Source organism: Paenibacillus sp. Z3-2 (assembly GCF_054161325.1).
Map to the genome: position 1 here is coordinate 6,347,436 of NZ_CP096397.1, position 18,834 is coordinate 6,366,269.

16 protein-coding genes are annotated in these 18,834 nt (G+C 47.7%); 4 read left to right on the forward strand and 12 right to left on the reverse strand.

Going from position 1 to position 18,834, the window contains the following annotated elements; all coding sequences use genetic code 11:
• Positions 1–67 precede the first annotated feature (67 nt).
• Positions 68–1,042: an aldo/keto reductase gene (locus M1D71_RS28330; RefSeq protein ID WP_458127375.1), complete on the forward strand. Its 975-nt coding sequence runs from the start codon at positions 68–70 to the stop codon at positions 1,040–1,042.
• 145 nt (positions 1,043–1,187) lie between these two features.
• Here M1D71_RS28330 and M1D71_RS28335 read toward each other — a convergent pair whose 3' ends face one another.
• From M1D71_RS28335 to M1D71_RS28345, 3 genes are all read right to left on the reverse strand, one after another.
• Positions 1,188–1,649 (reverse strand): MarR family winged helix-turn-helix transcriptional regulator, encoded by a 462-nt coding sequence (locus M1D71_RS28335; protein WP_458124581.1) that lies wholly within the window; start codon positions 1,647–1,649, stop codon positions 1,188–1,190.
• A 131-nt stretch (positions 1,650–1,780) separates the two neighbouring features.
• Positions 1,781–2,458, reverse strand: coding sequence for a TIGR00266 family protein (locus tag M1D71_RS28340; protein WP_458124582.1), 678 nt, complete (start codon positions 2,456–2,458; stop codon positions 1,781–1,783).
• Positions 2,455–2,850 (reverse strand): winged helix-turn-helix transcriptional regulator, encoded by a 396-nt coding sequence (locus tag M1D71_RS28345; protein ID WP_458124583.1) that lies wholly within the window; start codon positions 2,848–2,850, stop codon positions 2,455–2,457. The genes M1D71_RS28340 and M1D71_RS28345 overlap by 4 nt, the downstream gene beginning before the upstream one ends.
• 164 nt (positions 2,851–3,014) lie before the next feature.
• On the opposite strand from M1D71_RS28345, the gene M1D71_RS28350 reads away from it, so the two are divergent.
• From M1D71_RS28350 to M1D71_RS28360, 3 genes are all read left to right on the forward strand, one after another.
• Positions 3,015–4,229, forward strand: coding sequence for an MFS transporter (locus M1D71_RS28350; RefSeq protein ID WP_458124584.1), 1,215 nt, complete (start codon positions 3,015–3,017; stop codon positions 4,227–4,229).
• A 195-nt stretch (positions 4,230–4,424) separates the two neighbouring features.
• Entirely contained in the window at positions 4,425–5,282 is an 858-nt protein-coding gene (locus tag M1D71_RS28355) for an aldo/keto reductase (protein WP_458124585.1), read from the forward strand.
• A gap of 113 nt (positions 5,283–5,395) precedes the next feature.
• Positions 5,396–6,753, forward strand: a protein-coding gene (locus tag M1D71_RS28360) for an IS3 family transposase (protein WP_458124586.1) whose coding sequence is annotated in 2 segments (ribosomal slippage) — positions 5,396–5,849 and positions 5,849–6,753 — 1,359 coding nt in all. Because the reading frame shifts where the segments join, the coding sequence is not laid out codon by codon here.
• Positions 6,754–6,864: 111 nt separating this feature from the next.
• On the opposite strand, the gene M1D71_RS28365 is transcribed toward M1D71_RS28360, so the two are convergent.
• The 9 genes from M1D71_RS28365 to M1D71_RS28405 all read right to left on the reverse strand — a co-directional run bounded on the left by M1D71_RS28365 (position 6,865) and on the right by M1D71_RS28405 (position 18,784).
• Entirely contained in the window at positions 6,865–8,964 is a 2,100-nt protein-coding gene (locus M1D71_RS28365; RefSeq protein WP_458124587.1) for a glycosyl hydrolase family 18 protein, read from the reverse strand.
• Positions 8,965–10,542: a chitinase gene (locus M1D71_RS28370; RefSeq protein WP_458124588.1), complete on the reverse strand. Its 1,578-nt coding sequence runs from the start codon at positions 10,540–10,542 to the stop codon at positions 8,965–8,967.
• Positions 10,543–10,919: 377 nt separating this feature from the next.
• A complete protein-coding gene (locus M1D71_RS28375; protein ID WP_458124589.1) occupies positions 10,920–11,975 on the reverse strand; it encodes a pectinesterase family protein in 1,056 nt (351 codons plus the stop codon).
• Positions 11,972–13,084 (reverse strand): glycoside hydrolase family 88/105 protein, encoded by a 1,113-nt coding sequence (locus M1D71_RS28380; protein ID WP_458124590.1) that lies wholly within the window; start codon positions 13,082–13,084, stop codon positions 11,972–11,974. The genes M1D71_RS28375 and M1D71_RS28380 overlap by 4 nt, the downstream gene beginning before the upstream one ends.
• A 70-nt stretch (positions 13,085–13,154) precedes the next feature.
• Entirely contained in the window at positions 13,155–14,120 is a 966-nt protein-coding gene (locus tag M1D71_RS28385; protein ID WP_458124591.1) for a LacI family DNA-binding transcriptional regulator, read from the reverse strand.
• Between the two features lie 32 nt (positions 14,121–14,152).
• Positions 14,153–15,748 (reverse strand): extracellular solute-binding protein, encoded by a 1,596-nt coding sequence (locus M1D71_RS28390; protein ID WP_458124592.1) that lies wholly within the window; start codon positions 15,746–15,748, stop codon positions 14,153–14,155.
• 69 nt (positions 15,749–15,817) lie between these two features.
• Entirely contained in the window at positions 15,818–16,699 is an 882-nt protein-coding gene (locus M1D71_RS28395) for a carbohydrate ABC transporter permease (protein WP_062836682.1), read from the reverse strand.
• 30 nt (positions 16,700–16,729) lie between these two features.
• Positions 16,730–17,635 carry an ABC transporter permease gene (locus M1D71_RS28400; RefSeq protein WP_458127376.1) on the reverse strand — a complete coding sequence of 302 codons (906 nt, stop codon included), beginning with the start codon at positions 17,633–17,635 and terminating at the stop codon, positions 16,730–16,732.
• Positions 17,636–17,980: 345 nt separating this feature from the next.
• Entirely contained in the window at positions 17,981–18,784 is an 804-nt protein-coding gene (locus M1D71_RS28405) for a helix-turn-helix domain-containing protein (RefSeq protein ID WP_458124593.1), read from the reverse strand.
• Positions 18,785–18,834: the final 50 nt, after the last annotated feature.

The following is an 18,834-nucleotide window of genomic DNA, read 5'->3' on the forward strand; positions in this document are numbered from 1 at the left end:
AACACGTTTTCAATAGATTACGTTATAATCTGCATTACAAGAACGGTTACAGAAGGAGCGATGAATGATGGAATATCGACGTTTGGGCAATAGTGGTCTGCGTGTGTCGGCACTGGGGCTCGGCACCAATGCGTTTGGCAAACGCGCGGATGAAGCAGCTTCTACCCGCATTATTCATGCAGCGATGGATCAGGGCATCAACTTTATCGATACCGCCAATATCTATGCAGGTACAGAATCGGAACGTATCATTGGACAGGCCCTCGCAGGTCGACGGGAAAACGCGGTGCTTGCTACCAAAGCCGGATTACCCCGACATGATGGTCCTCATGGGCGGGGATCCTCCCGCTACCATTTGCAACAAGAGCTGGAAGATAGCTTGCAGCGGCTGCAAACGGATTATGTGGATCTGTATCAGATCCATACCTTTGATCCGTATACACCACTGGATGAGACACTGCGCACACTGGACGATATGGTCACTTCCGGTAAAGTCCGTTACATCGGAGCCTCCAATTATGCAGCCTGGGAGCTGATGAAAGCTCTGGGGATCAGTGAACAGAAAGGTTATGTACGCTACATCTCCACCCAAACCAGCTACTCTCTGGCTGACCGTACACCTGAGCTGGAATTGATACCGATGTGTCTGGATCAGGGTGTAGGCATTATCCCGTATTTCCCACTGGCAGGTGGCATTCTCACCGGTAAATATAACGGACAGGCAATTGTGCCTTCTGGTTCCAGAGCGGATACCGATCCGTCCTTCAACCGTTTTCTGCTGGAGCATAATCTCGAGTTGAGTGAACAAGTGAGCGAAAAAGCTGCATCATACGGGTGCTCCCCGAGCGTGCTGTCGCTCGCATGGCTACTGACACGCCCGGCTGTCTCCACAGTGATTGTTGGCGCTACACGCACTGAACAGCTGGAACACAATCTCGCCAGCCTGGACATGTCACTGTCCACTGAGCTGTTGGCCGATCTGGATCGGATCAGTGACTCTTTCCGCCGCCGTGAGCCGTTTGCGTCATACCGAATCGATTGAACCAACTGAAATAAACCTCCCTATGCTTGCGTGGGGAGGTTTATTTGGTGTCTGGCATATATATCATAAGATGATTAATTAGAAAAATTTCCAGTTACACTACAGTCTGTAGTTTAATAAATTTCAAAAAAAATTATATTAAAGATTATCCCTCTGTCTTATGTCGAATGAACTTCTGCATAATCTCCAAATACTCTTCCTTGCGGTCACCCACAATATCAAAGAATGCCTTGTCAGACTCCTCTACCAAGTGGATCCCCTCTACAGCCAGACGGGTCCCTTCTTCCGTCGTTGTAATAATATTGGCACGTGTATCCGTCTGATGACGAGCACGGGTAATCAACCCTCTCTTTTCAAGAGCACGCAGCACCTGAGAAGTCACGTTAACGTCCACTTTGGCAAATTGGGCAATCTGAACTTGCGTAACGCCTTTGCCTTCCTCATCGTGTTCATTGAGCCATAGACAGGCGTGCAACAATACAAATTGGGGTTGTGTCAGTTCGAGGGGCTCCAGCACTCTGCGTACTTCCTTTTGCCACATCGCTGTAACCTGCCAGAGCAGATATCCTGGGCTTTCCTGCGCATTTTTATACCGTGAGCTTGTCATTTCATACCTCCATGATGTGTGACTTATGCAGCAGAATATGTACCCATCAGACATTCAAGCAAGTCCGTTATTCTTAAAACGATGATGGAAACACATCCGTTGCAACTCTGTGCGTTCTTTTGCAAAATGAATTAACGAGTAGGGATAAATTGCTTCACCCACTGTCCAAAACCTTGCGGATTGCGGCTCTGTATCAGAATGGTTCCTTCTCCCCGGAAACGACAAACCAATCCTTCTCCACTAGTAACACTGGAGAACCAGCCCTGGGAAGCTTTCTCAATGCGATAATCTACATAATGGGGCCATGCCACCAGATGGGCATTATCCACGATCATTTCTTCACCTGCAGCCAGATTAATCGCATGAATTGCACCATAGGAAGACAGAAATACAGTTCCACGCCCGCTGATCTCAATAATAAAGAAACCTTCTCCCGAAAAGAGACCTTTCTTCAGGTTTTGCATTTTGGTATTCACCTGAATGCCTTCGGTACCAGCTAGAAATCCGTCTTTCTGCACATAGAGTGAATAGGAACCGTCCAATTCAACGGCTTCCACATCGCCCATGCTTGAAGGTGAGAGTAGAATCTCTGCCGTACCGCCCGCAGCCGTCAGTTCCTGAAAGAAGAACTTCTCCCCGCTCAGCATTCGACCGAACCCGGCAAACATTCCACCTTCTGCTGAACCCTTCAGTTCAACCGTCGGAGTCATGGATACCATCGCACCGCTTTCGGCCTTGAAACGTTCTCCCCGCTGCAAATGTACTTTAAGCATCGCAAAAGCAACATCATATAAAATTTCATAGTTCACGGTTGCACCAGCTCCCTATTGTCCGAGTTAAAATCATTCAGCCCGTTATCTTCCAACACTGCCGATTTGTCTCCGTACTCCTTCACAATATGCTGATCTCCCCAATTACAGAGCGCATTAAGAATCGGTTCAAGACTCCGCCCATAATCGCTCAATTCGTACTCTACCTTGGGAGGGACCTGATTATATACGATTCGGTTCACGATTCCGTCATTTTCAAGCTCTCTCAGTTGCTGTGTTAACATTTTCTGTGTAATAGCGGGCATAATACGCTTAAGATCACTGGTTCGCTTTTTCCCATATGTCAGATGACATAGAATGACGCATTTCCACTTGCCACCGATCACCTCCAGGGTTGCTTCAACCGAGATGTTATATTTTTTTCGAACCATTACTTGTTTCCTCCCTGATGAATTGAATTACATCCGATGCATGCTGTATAGGCACCAAAAAGTACGTAGGGTACTAAAAAGTACGTACTATTCAATCTATACCGAATAACTCATAATAGCATTTGCCGGTACGTAAATCTACATTCTGGGGAGTTGAGCAAGAAATGTTACAAGATTCAAAACGAAGCACGTGGGCGCTGCTGGCGCTGGCCATTAGTGCATTTGCTATCGGTACAACTGAGTTTATCAGCGTTGGGCTACTGCCCCTCATTGCAGATGACCTGGGCATTTCCGTAACTACAGCGGGACTGACCGTTACCTTATATGCCTTAGGCGTTACCTTTGGGGCTCCTGTCCTGACCTCACTGACGTCTACCGTATCACGCAAAACGCTACTGCTTGCCATCATGGTTGTATTCATTGCGGGTAACACAATGGCTGCGCTATCGACGGGTATCACCATGTTACTCATTGCACGCGTGGTATCCGCTCTGGCACACGGAGTATTCATGTCCATCGGCTCCACGATTGCTGCGGATCTGGTACCTGCCAACCGCAGAGCAAGTGCCATTGCCATTATGTTCTCCGGGCTTACAATAGCCACAGTAACGGGCGTACCTCTGGGTACACTCATCGGTCAACATTGGGGCTGGCGTGCTGCTTTTATCCTGATTGTTGTGGTTGGCATCGTTGCGATGATTGGGAATTTGATACTCGTTCCATCCACGTTGAAACGCGGAACACGAACAGCATTTCGGGATCAGCTGAAGCTGGTTACAGGTGGACGCTTACTGTTAGCTTTCGCCATCACTGCCGTTGGATACGGAGGAACATTTGTTGTCTTTACGTATCTGTCCCCGTTGTTGCATGATATTAGCGGCTATTCCGAGAAAACAGTAGCGTTCATTCTGTTGTTATACGGAATCGCCATTGCAGTCGGCAATATCATCGGTGGTAGAGCAGCCAACCGCAACCCTCTCAAGGCCCTATTCTACATGTTCATCATTCAGACCATCATTCTGGGCATCATGTACTTTACCGTCCCGTTCAAGTTGGCAGCACTGCTCACCATTATGGGAATGGGCCTGCTCGCCTTCATGAATGTGCCTGGCCTTCAGATGTATGTAGTAACCTTGGCTGAACGATATGCACCACAGGCCAAGGATGTAGCCTCTGCCTTCAACATCGCCGCGTTTAATGCAGGCATTGCCATAGGTGCATATCTGGGTGGAGTGATCAATGACTCCATAGGATTAATTCACACGACATGGGTTGGTGCCTTGATGGTTCTCATAGCTGTAATCCTGACTGCATGGGCTAAAATGCTGGAAAGCAAGGATCAACATGTACCCGCCGAAATGGAGAAGGCTTCGTTCTAAGTTGCATCCCAACCAATGGGCTCGGCCTGGAGATATTGGTTCCAAATTCATGAGGGAAACCGGTTTCACATCGTATTTTATTATACTATATACGTTGAACCCAATTTGATCTACTATGATTTGATTTTGTATGATGAAATAGCGGAAATTCAGCTTCAAATGACTGATTTTTATACAATTGAAGGAGGAACTCTCATGACAACAACACAAACCGCACAACATTTACAATCCAAAGTAACGCTGCACAATGGTGTTCATATGCCTTGGTTCGGACTTGGCGTATTTAAGGTAGAAGAAGGATCTGAGCTGATTGCAGCCGTGAAAAATGCAATTAAACATGGCTACCGCAGCATCGATACTGCTGCAATATACGGTAACGAAGCCGGTGTGGGCCAAGCGATTGCCGAAGCTTTGCAAGAGAACAACCTGAAGCGCGAAGAACTGTTCGTGACATCCAAAGTTTGGAATGCAGACCTCGGATATGAAGATACCCTTGCCGCTTTTGATACCACATTGAACAAACTGGGACTGGAATATCTGGATCTGTATCTGATTCACTGGCCAAAAGCAGGCAAATACAAAGCAGCCTGGAAAGCGATCGAGGAACTGTACGCAGCCGGCCGCATTAAGGCTATTGGCGTAAGCAACTTCCAGATTCATCATCTCGAAGACCTGATGCAGGATGCCAAAGTGAAGCCGATGATCAATCAGGTGGAATACCACCCTCGCCTGACTCAGGTTAAGCTTAAAGCTTTCTGTGAAAAGAATGGTATTCAGCTTGAAGCTTGGTCGCCTCTGATGCAAGGCCAGCTGTTGGACAACCCAGTACTCACGGCAATTGCTTCAGCCAAAGGCAAATCGGTTGCACAAGTAATCCTGCGTTGGGATCTGCAAAATGGGGTCATTACTATTCCGAAGTCCACTAAGGAACAGCGGATTATCGAGAACTCCTCCATCTTCGACTTTAAACTTTCAAATGAAGAGATGGATCAGATCAGTGCCCTGAACGAAGATGTACGCGTTGGACCTGATCCAGATAACTTCGATTTCTAATAGATAGCCTTTTGGGAGGCTGCTTTGACATAACACAGCGAAAACCACCGGATCAAGAGTGAACTGCACCCCAATTGTTAGACACAACTACCAATTGGAGGTGCAGTTTTTTCATGACTAGATTCAGTTCAGATGAAAAAATACAAGCCGTTATGCGTTATAAAAAGGGATCAGAAAGCTTGAAAAGCATTGCAAAGTCAATCGGGCTTCACCATTCTGTCTTTTTAAACTGGATTAGACAATATGAGCATCATGGTGAAAAAGCTTTTAAAAAGGGCTATACATCATATCCTGCGCAGATTAAACTAGACGTACTTCATTATATGAACGAATTTGGGACGTCTGTTAGAGAAACGGCTGCTATATTTAATATTCCTAGCCATAGTACCCTTTTAAGTTGGCAAAAAAGCTTGGAATTACAAGGGATAGACGCCCTTCAACCAAAGAAAAAGGGGCGCTCATCCATGAAAAAAGGATCTAAAGCACAGAAGAATCAAACGCTAGTAGAAGGATCTGTAGAGGCTTTACAAGCAGAGGTAGAGCGTTTGAAAATGGAGAATGCTTATTTAAAAAAGTTGAATGCCTTAGTTCGAAACAAGGAAAAATCACCAAACAAGACAAAGCTCAAGTAGTCTATGAACTAAGGAACGAATTTTCGGTGAAAGCACTTCTACAGCTAGCAGATATCCCTCGTAGCACGTATTATTACGTGGTAAAAGCGTTTGGTACGGTAGACAAGGATTTAGAGCTAAAAGACATGATACAAGCGATTTATAAGGAGCATGAGGGACGCTATGGTTATCGTCGTATTCGCGACGAGTTAATCAATCGTGGACACCATGTGAATCATAAAAAGGTACAGCGTTTGATGAAAGTATTGGGATTAAAGTGTTTGGTACGTATGAAGAAATATCGTTCGTATAAAGGGACTATTGGCAAGATTGCACCGAACCTATTAGAACGCAATTTCTACGCTGAAAGGCCAAACGAGAAGTGGGTTACGGACATTACAGAGTTTAAATTGTTCGGAGAAAAACTATATTTATCTCCCATACTTGATCTGTATAACGGAGAAATCATTACATATACGATTGGTTCAAGACCGGTCTACTCGCTTGTTTCCACGATGTTAGATCAAGCATTTTGCAGTTTAACAAATAAAGATAAACCCCTCATTCATTCGGATCAAGGTTGGCACTACCAGATGAGACCGTATCGTCATGCCCTTGAAGAACGTGGCATCACGCAAAGTATGTCCCGTAAAGGTAACTGCTACGATAACGCCGTCATGGAGAATTTCTTTGGCATCATGAAATCCGAATTATTATATTTAAAGGAATTTGAAAGTGTCTCACATTTTAAACAAGAGCTATCCAAATACATCGATTATTACAACAACAAACGCATTAAGGCAAAACTAAAAGGCATGAGTCCGGTACGGTACCGGATTCATGCCCAACAAGTTGCCTAAAGATATAATCTGTCTAACTTTACGGGGTCACTTCAGAGAGCCGGTGGTTTTTGGTCTTCTATTTTTTTATACTGCACGCTTCAATTAAAAATGGTGTAATCCATATCTTAACTATTGAACCTGCCACAATGCAGGAACGTTGGATGGCTCCCACCCAGGTAAGGATGTGTGGGCTTGCAAGCATTTGTACGTCTTGCCGCTATACGTGACCACCTCTCCTGTAGTGTAGGCTTTGTTCGCCTGCCAAGCGGAAACTCCCGGGTTTGTCGTTCCTGTTGCCGTTTTTACAGTCACAGCACTACTCGCAGCAGACAGATTGCCCGCCACATCCTTTGCTTTCACCGTAAATGTGTACGAGGTATCCGCTGCAAGCCCGCTGATCGTTGCCGTCGTTCCGGTCACCGTTGTTGCCAGTACCGTCCCGTTGTACATATCATAACCCGTTACACCTACATTGTCTGTCGATGCCGTCCAGCTAAGTGTAATGCTGGAGGATGTCTGCCCCGTCGAAACGAGGTTCGTTGGTGTAGTTGGAGCCTGCGTATCTCCTACCGGCTGAGCCGTTGTGCTTACGGTTACAGCATTACTGGCTCCAGACAGATTACCTGCCGCATCTTTTGCTTTTACCGTAAAGCTGTATGATGTACCCGCTGTAAGTCCGCTGATCGTTGCGGTCGTTCCGTTGACGGAGGTCGCAAGATTAGCACCGTTATAGACGTTATAACCGGTCACACCTACATTATCTGTTGAAGCATTCCAGGCCAGCGACACCGAGTTTGCCGTCACGCCTGTCGAACGGACATTTCCGGGTACGCTCGGTGCTGTCGTATCTACTGGTGGCAAGGTGCCCCCATTAGACAGATCCGATTGCAGCTTGTTTTGGAGCGTTTTGTTACGGTCACCACTCAGCTCCCAGAACATCGCTCCACCGAGTCCTTTGCTCTTGATATAAGCCGTTTTATATCCAACAGACTCCGCATCGTCATAACTGATAAAGCGCTTGTTGGACGCATTATAGAGATATGGCACTTTGGCCGTGTCATTCCAGTAACGCGTATATCCGTTTTTATTGATGTAATTGGCCTCCAGATCGTAGAAATCAAAGGAGCCTGCTTCCCATGTTCCAACGGAAGAACCACCCGTGCACATCTGATACTGGCCGTTATTTGCCTGTGCGCATCCATCCCAGCCACGTCCATAGAATGGAACACCAAGCACAAGTTTAGCAGCAGGCACACCTGCATTCAGATGCCCTTGTGCTCCGGCAGCTACATTAAATGTATTGGCATCCGGTACGCCCGCAGCTGAAGCCGCAGGATCATAGTTCAATGGTGCATTATGTGCGCTGATCTTTTGCCAAGCCCCGTTAAAATCGTATGTCATGATGTTAATCCAGTCGACGATGGCAGCAATTTTTGCAAGCTCTGTATTCGCAGCGTAGGTCGCAGATGCACCGCTGGCAATCGTAAGCAGATACTTCTTGCCGTCCACAGCCCCTGCTGCATCCAGCTTTTCACGGATTTTGCTTAAAAGCAGGGTGTAATTCTGCTTATCTTCAGGACGTTTGCTGTTACCATCGAGCCCGCCAGATACCGGGTACTCCCAGTCCAGATCCACCCCGTCAAAATTGTACTTCCGCAGAAAGTCCACGGCAGAGTTCGCAAATACCTCTCGGGTTGCAGCAGTCGCAGCTACATCGGAGAAGCGGTTGGACCACGTCCATCCTCCCACGGAGATGATTGTCTTCAGATTAGGATTAATCTGTTTCAACTTGTTCAGCTGATTGATATTGCCTGCAATGGGTTGATCCCACGTATCTCCTGCAAATGTCTTACCCGTATCGATCCAAGGATCGCCAAGGACGATCGTTCCGTTGGGCACATTGATCGTCTGACTTTTTTCATTCTGACAGGTCCAGGTCACAGGATTTGGCCCCGAAGGATCCGGATTTCCATGAATGCCGTTCCAGCAAATATCAGCAAAAGCATAGTTGATATGCGTCACTTTGTTCGGATCGATATCGGTTACATTATAGTTTCTTCCATACGCGGCCCAGGACGGGTAATAACCAACAATTTTATAAGTATCTGCTGCATCTGCCGTAGCAGGTTGGAGTGTAAACGAAGGGATAATAACAGATAAGAGCAGGGACAGACCCAGGAAAAACGTTGCGGTTTTCTTCAAAACCGTGTGTTTATTTACATTTGGCATTTAGTACACAACCTCCTTTGTTGTTTGCGTGCTAAAACCATTCAGGAATGAACGATGTGCATTTGAGAACTGGTTGTTCGTATACGCATCCCAGTTAATCGACCAGGTCATAATCCCCTTAAGGCCTGCATAACCAGCAGGTTGGCGAAGGGTATAGGAGCCACCGTATGACACGCCTTTGATCAAATAATTCAGTGCCTTTTGCAGCTCAGCTGGCGTCGTATAACCGCCTCCGGCAGCCTGCTGGGAAGCCGGTACACCGATTGCCATCTGATCCGGTCGCAAGGGACTAAAGAATGGACCTGTGCTTCCGCCTACATTAAAGCCTTGAAGCAGCATTTCAGCCATGGCCACATGGAAATCAGCTGTTCCTTGGGCGTAGGAGCGCCCATCCAACCCCACCATGGAGCCTGTATTATAGTGCTGTACATGAAGCAGGGTCAGGTCATTACGCAAGGCATGGATGACTGGCAGGTATGCTCCCCAAGGGCCGCCATAGCTCAGATATCCGCCCTGTACATAGGCCGTCTCCGGTGCTGCCGTCAGGATGAAATTTGCGCCAAAATGGGATTTAACCGCTTTTACGCCATTGATGAGATTAACGATCTTCGGTGTCGTCGGACTACGGAAATCGGTATCCCCTGCATTAAGAGACAGGGAGCTTCCTTCCAGATCGATATCCAGACCATTGAAACCATAGGTGGAAATAATTGATTTTAACGATTCTTCAAACTGCTGTCTCTTGGTCGCATCGGTGAGTTCAATGGTGCCATTGGCTCCCCCCATGGAAAGCAGCACTTTTTTTCCTTGGCTTTGAAGGTAGGCAATATCGGATTTGAATTCGGCTACCGTCGCATTATACGGAGTAAAAGCAAGCGTTCCACTGCCATGTGAAATTGGTTCGGCAAAGGAGACATTAATGACGTCATAGGCTGTTGATACGTTACGAAGTCTGATATTGGTAGAACCATTGTCGAAGTTGTGCCAGTAGCCGATCAGCCATTTGCTGCCGGTTGGCCCAGGATGAGAAGATCCGTTGGAAGTCGTTACACTGAGGGATGTGCTCGCAGCAGATGTATTGCCTGCGGCATCTTTTGCTTTTACCGCAAAAGCATAAGTCGTGCCAGCTGTCAGTCCCGTTACGACAGCCGTTGCACCTGAGGTGCTTGTCACGGGAACACCGTTTCGATACACCTCATATCCGGTTACGCCCACGTTATCCGTGGATGCATTCCAAGCCAGATTGACTGAGGTGTCCGTGATGGAGGATGAGGTCAGACCAGTCGGCACAGAAGGGGGTGCCGTATCAGGACCCGGAGTCTCTCCCCCTCCGCCGGTATTTTCACCGACGTATTTCCACAACGCAGGAACATTGGAAGGCTCCCAACCAGTCAACGCCGTATGGGGCTGAATACACTCATAATCTTTATTTTTATATGTTACGAGATCTCCTTTCTTGTATGCGGTGCCTGCCTGCCACAGGACAGCGGCGTCAGCTCTTGGTGCAAACCACGAAATAATCAGAAGAAATGCCAAAGCGAATGTAATGACCGGGCGGAATCGAACAGCTTTATTCAAGCAAAATCCCTCCTGTACTAGGTTATTCTCACCTTGCAGACAAAGCTTCACTGGTTCACTCACATGTAATCCGCGATCGATTCGAGCCTCATCAAACCGTCTGACGCTAAGTGCCTCATCACCCCTTCCCTTACCAAATTGGACCTTCCCTCTCGTTCTCTTTTTAACAGGCACCATCCAAATTTTACAGGGAATTTACAGATCCTCACCCTGTATTTAATCAGTAAAATGCAAATCAGATAAGGGATAAATTACTTCTATGGGGGGCGAAAAATGTGAGATACCGCACAAAAAAGGCTCTCTACCAAGTCTTTAAGAGCCTTGGTAGAGAGCCTTTACCTTTTATTTCGCACAGTAGAAAGTTGACTTGCCACTGATTAGCCCTTCTCCCCACCGAAAGGTTGCCACCCGTCCACTCCGGATAGAATAAGAGGTATCGCGTATTCGGCCGCTTCCTGTTCACTGAGTGTTTTCGCCCATGGGACCCGTACCATCGCATTTCCAGCCCCAGGTCCGGCACTGTGATATTCGGCGTACGCAACCGTCGCTTCCGCATCGGTTTTGTTCCAGTTATGCCAGCCCTCCTGCTTCACATGAGCACCAATCCAACAGTTCAAGAAACAGACTTTGGCATGATTACGCCAGGGTCTACCAAGGTATACCGACTGGGGAGGTGCGTTGCTGGTCAGATCACAATCGATAAATACATATCCATAACGTACATCCTCAGGTGTAGAAGCTGCGGTAATCCAGCCGTTCACTTCTCCGTTCGCAGCCGCCACATCAGACAAACGGTTCTTCGCAAAGATCTCACAACCCTTGAACACAGCCGTAGCCGAGCCGAAAATAAAATCGATGTCGCCCTCAATGTAACAGTCCTCATAATATTGACGCAGCTTTCGCCGCTCGGCACCATCTCGTGGCCCGCCAAAGTAGCTGCGATCCAGTGGCTGCTCCGGCAATGGCCCGGTAAAGATCGTATCCTGATGGCCGATAAAGCGACAATCACGGAATGCAGCCCGATCTCCATCCACATAAATAGCCAACGCCTGACCTACCACCTTACCTGGCCCAGCAGAATTAACAAATGAAAGTCGCTCGGCTGTAAAGTCGTCAGCTCCGATGAAGGCAGTATACGAATGAAATGTGTGATACTGTGATCCATCCGGAAACTTCTTGAGTGCATGATCATCATACGTGATGACGGTCTGCTTCGCTCCCTCGCCTACCAGGTGTATCATGGGCTTCTCAATATGCAGTTTCTCATAATATACACCTGACTTAATTCGGATCTCGAAGCACCCGGATGCATGATCCGGAACGGCATCAATGGCGGCTTGTATGGTAGCATAATCACCTGTCCCATCCGAAGCAACGATATAATATCGTGTCTTTTGATCCTGATCCGAATACGGTGACACCTGCTTACTCATGACAATCGCTCCATTTCCAGCGCAGCCAGCAATAACGGAGCCAGGCCCATAAAGGAATCGCTTACAATTGCTTCGCCTACATAGTAGCTGTAAGAGCCATCCCTGTCCAGACTGAGTCCTGCCCCGTGGCAGATACCATTGAGTTTCACCCCGTCGGCCGTTTCATTCACCAATCTGGAGGTCAGTCCGTTCCAGCCTTTCTCCGCTGCCTCTCTGAAATGTGGCTCCAGATAACGCAACCGTACACCCTTCGCAAGTGCATACACGAACATGCTTGAGCCGGAAGCTTCCAGATAATTGCCCTTGCGGAAACCCTGATCGAGTACTTGGAACCACAGCCCACTCTTCTGCTCCTGCACGCGAACCAATGCATGACACATCCGTTCGAAGATACCAATAATCGTTCCACGCTTCGGATGATGCACAGGGAAATGCTCCACACTGTCTACAATAGCCATCGCATACCAGCCCATCGCACGACTCCAGAAGTGTGCGGAGCATCCGGTCAATGCATTGGCCCAGACCTGTTCTTTGGATTCATCCCAGCCATGGTATAGCAGCCCGGTGCGTGGATCTCGTGTTTTGCGTTCAATCAGCAAGATCTGATGAGCTACCTCATCCCATAATTCCGGGCGATTGAACTGCTTCGCATACTGAGCCAGAAAAGGAGACGACATATACAACCCATCCAGCCACATCTGGAATGGATAGATCTTTTTGTGCCAAAAGCCGCCTTCGAATGTTCGGGGCTGCCCTGCGAGTTGCGCCGCCAGTAGATGTGCTGCTTCCGTGTATCGCTGATCTCCGGTAGTATCCATCAATCCAAACAGGTTTTTGCCCTGATTGATCTGATCCAGGTTGTATTCTTCAAGTGAATACGTCGCAATGGAACCATCTTGCTGCACATACATATCCATATGTCTCTTCATAAAAGCAATGTACTCGTCCTTGCCGTACTGTTTACCCGTGCGCGCCATTGCCATTAGTGTCATACCCTGAACATAAGCCCATCGTTCAGAAGGAAACGCATGATAGCCGTCCCCGTCACATTGCTGGATAATCGTCTCTGCTATTCGCTCAGACCAGGATAATTGCGTCTGTACCTGCATAACGGACCCCTCCTTGAATGTTGTACCATCCTTAACGTGCACATGTGCGTCTAATCATTCTTGTTCTTGGTTACTGGCATATTGCCGTTGAATTGCGATGATTCAACTTCGGCTGAATTACCACCGGATAGTCCACCTGTTCATCACGGATCAACGATACAATCAGCTCTGCGGCCTGCGCAGCCAGTTCATCCAGCGGTGGTCCAATCGTTGTCAGTGCGACCTCGGCATATTGCATATCTGGCAGATCATCGTAACCGATCAATGAGATATCCCGTGGGACACTGTAACCCGCTTCGAGCAAGGCCCGTAGCGCTCCCCGGGTCACCAGGTTGTTCAATCCGATAAAAGCCGTGGGTGACTCCGGGCCAAATGTATGATTACGTATGGCAAAATATCCATCTTCCCAAGAGGAATGTGCTGGCAGTACATGGTCTTCGTTGAACATTAAGCCTGTGCGCTGCATCGCTTCCCTGTATCCTTCCAGTTTGATATTCTGCGAGTTACCGATAAAACCGATTCGGGTATGACCCAATGATTGCAGGTGCTCAACTGCTTTGAATATGCCCTCTTTGCGATCAATCTTAATGTATGGAGAGTTGGGCGTCTCATCTGTACCCAGCACGAAACATGGCATGTTGAGTGTCGCGAACTTTTTCCAGAATACATCCCGATTGTCCAAGGCATAGTCCCACAGGATACACCCGTCCACACGCAGCTGGCTGAAGACATCTACCCCGTCATCGGCGACGACCAGAATCATCTGGTATCCCCGTTTCTTCAGCTCCGCGTGCAGATTACCTGATATGTTCGAGAACAGCGGATTACTCAGCTCATCCAGCACAAAACCGATGATATTGCTTCTGCCCGTGGAGAGCTGCCGAGCCAACATATTTTTCCGATACTGGTGTTTCTCCGCAACGGCGAGCACCTTCTGTTTCGTCGCAGGTTTGATTCGAGGATCATCGTTAAGGGCCTTGGATACCGTGCTATAGCTCACCCCCGCCAATTTGGCAATGTCTTTAATGGTTATCAAAATCAATCAACACCCTTCATACCTTGGGAAACTTATTGCTGTGCAGCTTTATACCGATCATACTGTGCCTGTCTGCCAGCAATAACCTGCTCAATATTCATCTTTTTCAATGTTTCAATATAACTGTCGAACTGATCCAGACTGGCATCTCCGCTAATGAATTTGAAGTTCATCTCTTCCACATATGTCGTGATGTCAGGCATCGCCATGCTCTCTACACTTGCCTCATCCGGCAGCGCGTAGACAAACGGGAACGGTTCACGGATGTACGGCTCCAGCTCCTTGTCGAGCTTGGCATGCCATTCGGCTACGACTGAATCGGCAGAGTCGGTGGATTGAATGTTAGGCAGATTGACAGGTCCGATCCCGAGCTTCTGAATGTATTCATTGTCTTTGCCTTTGTCCGTAAATGTCTTCACGCCATTCTCTTCCGTATACGTATCGTCCTTGATGCCCCATGTATAATACGTCTGTGCTTCCTCACTTACGGCATAGTCCAGGAAACGGAAAGCAAGCTCCGGATTTTTGCTATCACGCGTAATGCCAAAGATACCACTTACCGGTGTACGTCCTACATAGAACTGATCCCCATGCGGTCCTTTCAGTGGCAGAATGCCTTTGAAGATGGGCTCTGCCGGATCATAATCCTTGAAGAGCGGGCTATAGACCATCGACATGTACCAGCTAAAATTAAACGTCGCTCCCGTCACATCCTGAGAAATGCGCGAGGTCACCTGATCACTTGTGGTGCTGGCATAATCCACGCCAAGCAGACCTTCCTTGTACAAGCCGTTCAAGTAAGCCAGATATTCCTTGTAGGCAGGCTCATAATAGCTGAAATGCACCTTGCCCTGATCGTCCGCATAGAACTGATTGGACAGATCCAGACCAAAAACAGGACCAAATGCCATCGACACAAATTTGGATTCCATGGACAGCGGAATCTCATCAGCCTGCCCGTTGCCATTCGGGTCATCCGTCTTGAATTTGCGCAGCATCGCTGTGAACTCATCCAGTGTGGTCGGTTCGTTCAATCCCAACTTCTTCAGCCAGCGCTGATTGATCATAAACACAGGCATATAGTTTCGGGTGAGCGTCTGCTGCGGGATATAATACATTTTACCATCTGGCGTCGTTAAACTGGCTTTAACCGAAGGGGACTTTTCATATATTTTTTTGAGATTCACGCCGTACTTATCCACCAGTTCGTTAATCGGGATAAACAAACCACTGTTGATGTATTTCATGAGCTGATCCTGATCCGGCAAGTAGACGATATCCGGCAATCCCGTACCCGCAGCCAGCCTCGGATTCACAGCATCCGCGTAATTCTGTGGTGGAATCAGATCCCAATCGACCTCAACACCGGCATTGCTCTCGATTTTCTTCACAATTGCGGCGGTAGACAGATCCACATTGGTCGTCCATGCGTTGGTTCCAAGAACCGATAATTTGGCATCCGGCTGATCCGTTACTGGTCCTGCACCGGTGTAATTAAATGCAGGTTCCGAGCTGGTTGGAGTACTTCCCGCATCAGTCCCTGCCCCTGTTCCACCGCTACAACCCGCAAGGCTGATTGCCAGTATCGCTGCCATTACACTTTTTCTTCCTGCCCCTTTGAATCTCATCCATCATTCCTCCTTAGGTATGAACAGTCCTGAACAACCTTGGTCAATCCTGATGCTCGGGTAAAAAGGCTATCCTTTCACGGCTCCGAGGGTGATTCCCTTAACGAAGTACCGTTGGATAAACGGGTAAATTGTAACAATAGGCAGAATGCTGACCACAATGGATACATAACGAACCTGAAGGGAGGAGACCGCCAGTGCACCCGAAGTCATCGTACCTCCCATCTTTTGCATCACTTCAGGGGATGCCATGATCAACACCCTTCGCAGGAACATCTGTAAGGGCTGCATATCCTGCTTGCCCAGATATAATAGGGCCGAGAAGAAGTTGTTCCAGTGGAATACCGCATAGTACAGGGTAAGGACAGCCAGTGTTGGCTTGATGATCGGAACCGCCAGACGATACAGCATCGTCAGCTCGTTGGCTCCATCTATACTCGCACTCTCGAAGATCTCATTCGGAATGCCTTCAAAAGCCGATCGGCAGATCATGACGTTAAACGTAATGACCAGTACAGGCAGCACCATAACCCAGCGGGTATTGTATAGCCCAAGTGATGTAATGAGCATGTAGACCGGAATGAGTCCCCCCGAGAAATACATGGTGAAGGCGATAAAAAAATTCAGTTTTCTACGCAGAAAAAATTGCTGTCTCGATAACGGGAAGGCAGCGAGGCATGTTGCCACGATGTTCAACAGTGTGCCAACCACGGTGTACCAGACGGTGTTGTAGAATGAAACCCACAACTCCTTGTATTGCAGAACCATTTGGTAACCTGACAGGGTGAACCCGACGGGCCACAGCACGACTTTTTGTTTGTCGATGGCATCCACCGAGCTGAATGAAATACTGATTACATACAGGAAGGGATACAATGTAATCACAACCGCCAGTATGGTCAGCAGGTAGACACATCCGTAGAACAACCGATCACTACTCGATTTTTGCATACAGGATCTCCTTTGGGTTCGATTATGGTGTTACCAGAGTGACATCTTGGTCATGCGTCGGGTCATGGAATTGGCTGCAAAGACAAGCACAAAGGTGATAATGGAGTTGAACAAACCCACTGCTGTGGCGAAGCCATAGTTCTGTCCCTCAATCCCCATCCGGTAGACGTAGGTAGACAATACATCGGCAGTTTCGTAGGTAGCTCCGTTGTAGAGCAGATATACTTTCTCGAAGCCTACGCTCATAATTCCGCCAAGCGATAGAAGCAGGAGAATGACGATCGTTGGTTTGATGCTGGGAAGGGTCAGGTGCCAGAGCTCCTGAAACTTGTTGACCCCGTCAATTTTGCCGGAATCGTACATCTCGGGATCAATGCCCATAATGGCTGCAATGTAGATGATGGAGCTGAAGCCGAAGCTCTGCCAGATGTCTGAACTGGTGAAGATGGTCCGGAACCAGCCAGCCTCCATCATGAAGTTCACTTTGTCCATGCCGAGCTTGGCGATTAGCGTGTTCACGATACCGTCTGTTGGTGACAGGAAGTTGATAATCATGCCGGCTACAACGACGGTGGAGATGAAGTGGGGAAGATACGTAACGGTCTGGGCAAATCGCTTGAATGTCCGGTTCTTGATCTCTACGATGCAGACCGCGAACAGAATGGGGATGGAGAAGCCAAACAGGAGCGGCAGAAAGGCAAGCAAAAACGTATTGCGCAGCAGTCGCCAAAAATAGATGGAATTCACGAACTGTTCAAACCAGCGCAGGCCTACCCATTCCCCACTGAACATGCCTTGCCCAGGCAAGAAATTACGAAATGCGAGTAACACGCCAGGCATCGGAAGGTACATAAAAATGAGGTAATACAGAAAGATAGGCGAGAACATCAGCAGCAAATACTTATCCCGTCTGATCAAGCTGAACAACGTGGACATACGTCTCTTCACCTTAAATCACTTCCCTTCATTTCATAATTACAACGTTTGAATTTTAAGACGAGAATATTCTTCATAATTGATATACAGATTATAATTATCCATATAACAATTCTATTACCATTGATAAATTGCTATTTTTTTCATCAATCTTGCTAAAAAATGCTTCAACTGTTCTAATGGTTAACCATAATTACAACGTTGTAATTTTAACCTAAATGTATACGCTTACATTAACTTTTTCCCATCTTAGCAAAGTCTCCATCGTTTGGCAACAACAAAAATCAGTGTCCTGCTGGAATGTTCTGAATGCAGTCTCGCATACGCGAGACTGGCTATTGAAATCTACACCTGATTCCGATATTCCATCGGGGTCATACCATACACTCGCTGAAAGGCCCTGTAAAACTGACTGACGCTGGAAAATCCCAGCTCATAACTGATTGTGGTCACTGAATCAATCGTAAGGCGAAGCCTCCTGGATGCCTCTTCTACACGCAAACTCAGCAGATATTGATATGGTGTTGATCCCGTAAGAGCCTTGAAAGAACGCATGAAATGATACCGGCTCTGATGTGCAACCATCGCCATTGAATCAATATCCATCGGGCTCGTGTAGGCACTGTGAATGTACTCCAACACTCGGCGAAGATGAGGGTCAATAACTGTACCGTTATCTACAATCCCTTTTCCATTTTCCTGCCCCATCAACATGCGTCTTAGATACGTCTCGACCGCCAGCTCTGCTTCCTGTACTTGCAGCAAATCTGGCATGTCATCTAACAAAATGGAATTCCAGCCTCGAAACAGACTGCTGATCTCCGCCGGATCAAAGGTCTGGGTAGGCCGAAACTCAGCTCGGTCCCCACTTGACTCTGCACCTTCGAAACTGCCTAATGGCGGTTTACGGAACTTGATCACAATGACCGCCGAATCTGACCCTATTTCAAAATAATGTTCGGTCTGGGGATGAGCAATAATTCCTATGCCTGCTTTTAGCGGGTATGCATGCCGTTCCTGTACCAGATGACATTGACCTCTGACCGGCAGCGTTAGCTGGTACCAGTCGTCATGTACATGCGGCTCATTCGCGAATCCTCCGGTAGCTTTCCATAATTCCAACCCATTTAGCGTCATGTTTAATTCCATCGTTTCCTCACCTGCTGACATTATAGCAAATCGTGCTCACTTTCCAAGCA

Bases quoted from the DNA above. Each gene is read 5' to 3' on its own strand.
- M1D71_RS28390 (WP_458124592.1), bottom strand. From the start codon at position 15,748: ATGAGATTCAAAGGGGCAGGAAGAAAAAGTGTAATGGCAGCGATACTG.
- M1D71_RS28365 (WP_458124587.1), bottom strand. From the start codon at position 8,964: ATGCCAAATGTAAATAAACACACGGTTTTGAAGAAAACCGCAACGTTT.
- M1D71_RS28395 (WP_062836682.1), bottom strand. From the start codon at position 16,699: ATGCAAAAATCGAGTAGTGATCGGTTGTTCTACGGATGTGTCTACCTG.
- M1D71_RS28355 (WP_458124585.1), top strand. From the start codon at position 4,425: ATGACAACAACACAAACCGCACAACATTTACAATCCAAAGTAACGCTG.
- M1D71_RS28400 (WP_458127376.1), bottom strand. From the start codon at position 17,635: ATGTCCACGTTGTTCAGCTTGATCAGACGGGATAAGTATTTGCTGCTG.
- M1D71_RS28405 (WP_458124593.1), bottom strand. From the start codon at position 18,784: ATGGAATTAAACATGACGCTAAATGGGTTGGAATTATGGAAAGCTACC.
- M1D71_RS28345 (WP_458124583.1), bottom strand. From the start codon at position 2,850: ATGGTTCGAAAAAAATATAACATCTCGGTTGAAGCAACCCTGGAGGTG.
- M1D71_RS28335 (WP_458124581.1), bottom strand. From the start codon at position 1,649: ATGACAAGCTCACGGTATAAAAATGCGCAGGAAAGCCCAGGATATCTG.
- M1D71_RS28330 (WP_458127375.1), top strand. From the start codon at position 68: ATGGAATATCGACGTTTGGGCAATAGTGGTCTGCGTGTGTCGGCACTG.
- M1D71_RS28375 (WP_458124589.1), bottom strand. From the start codon at position 11,975: ATGAGTAAGCAGGTGTCACCGTATTCGGATCAGGATCAAAAGACACGA.
- M1D71_RS28380 (WP_458124590.1), bottom strand. From the start codon at position 13,084: ATGCAGGTACAGACGCAATTATCCTGGTCTGAGCGAATAGCAGAGACG.
- M1D71_RS28350 (WP_458124584.1), top strand. From the start codon at position 3,015: ATGTTACAAGATTCAAAACGAAGCACGTGGGCGCTGCTGGCGCTGGCC.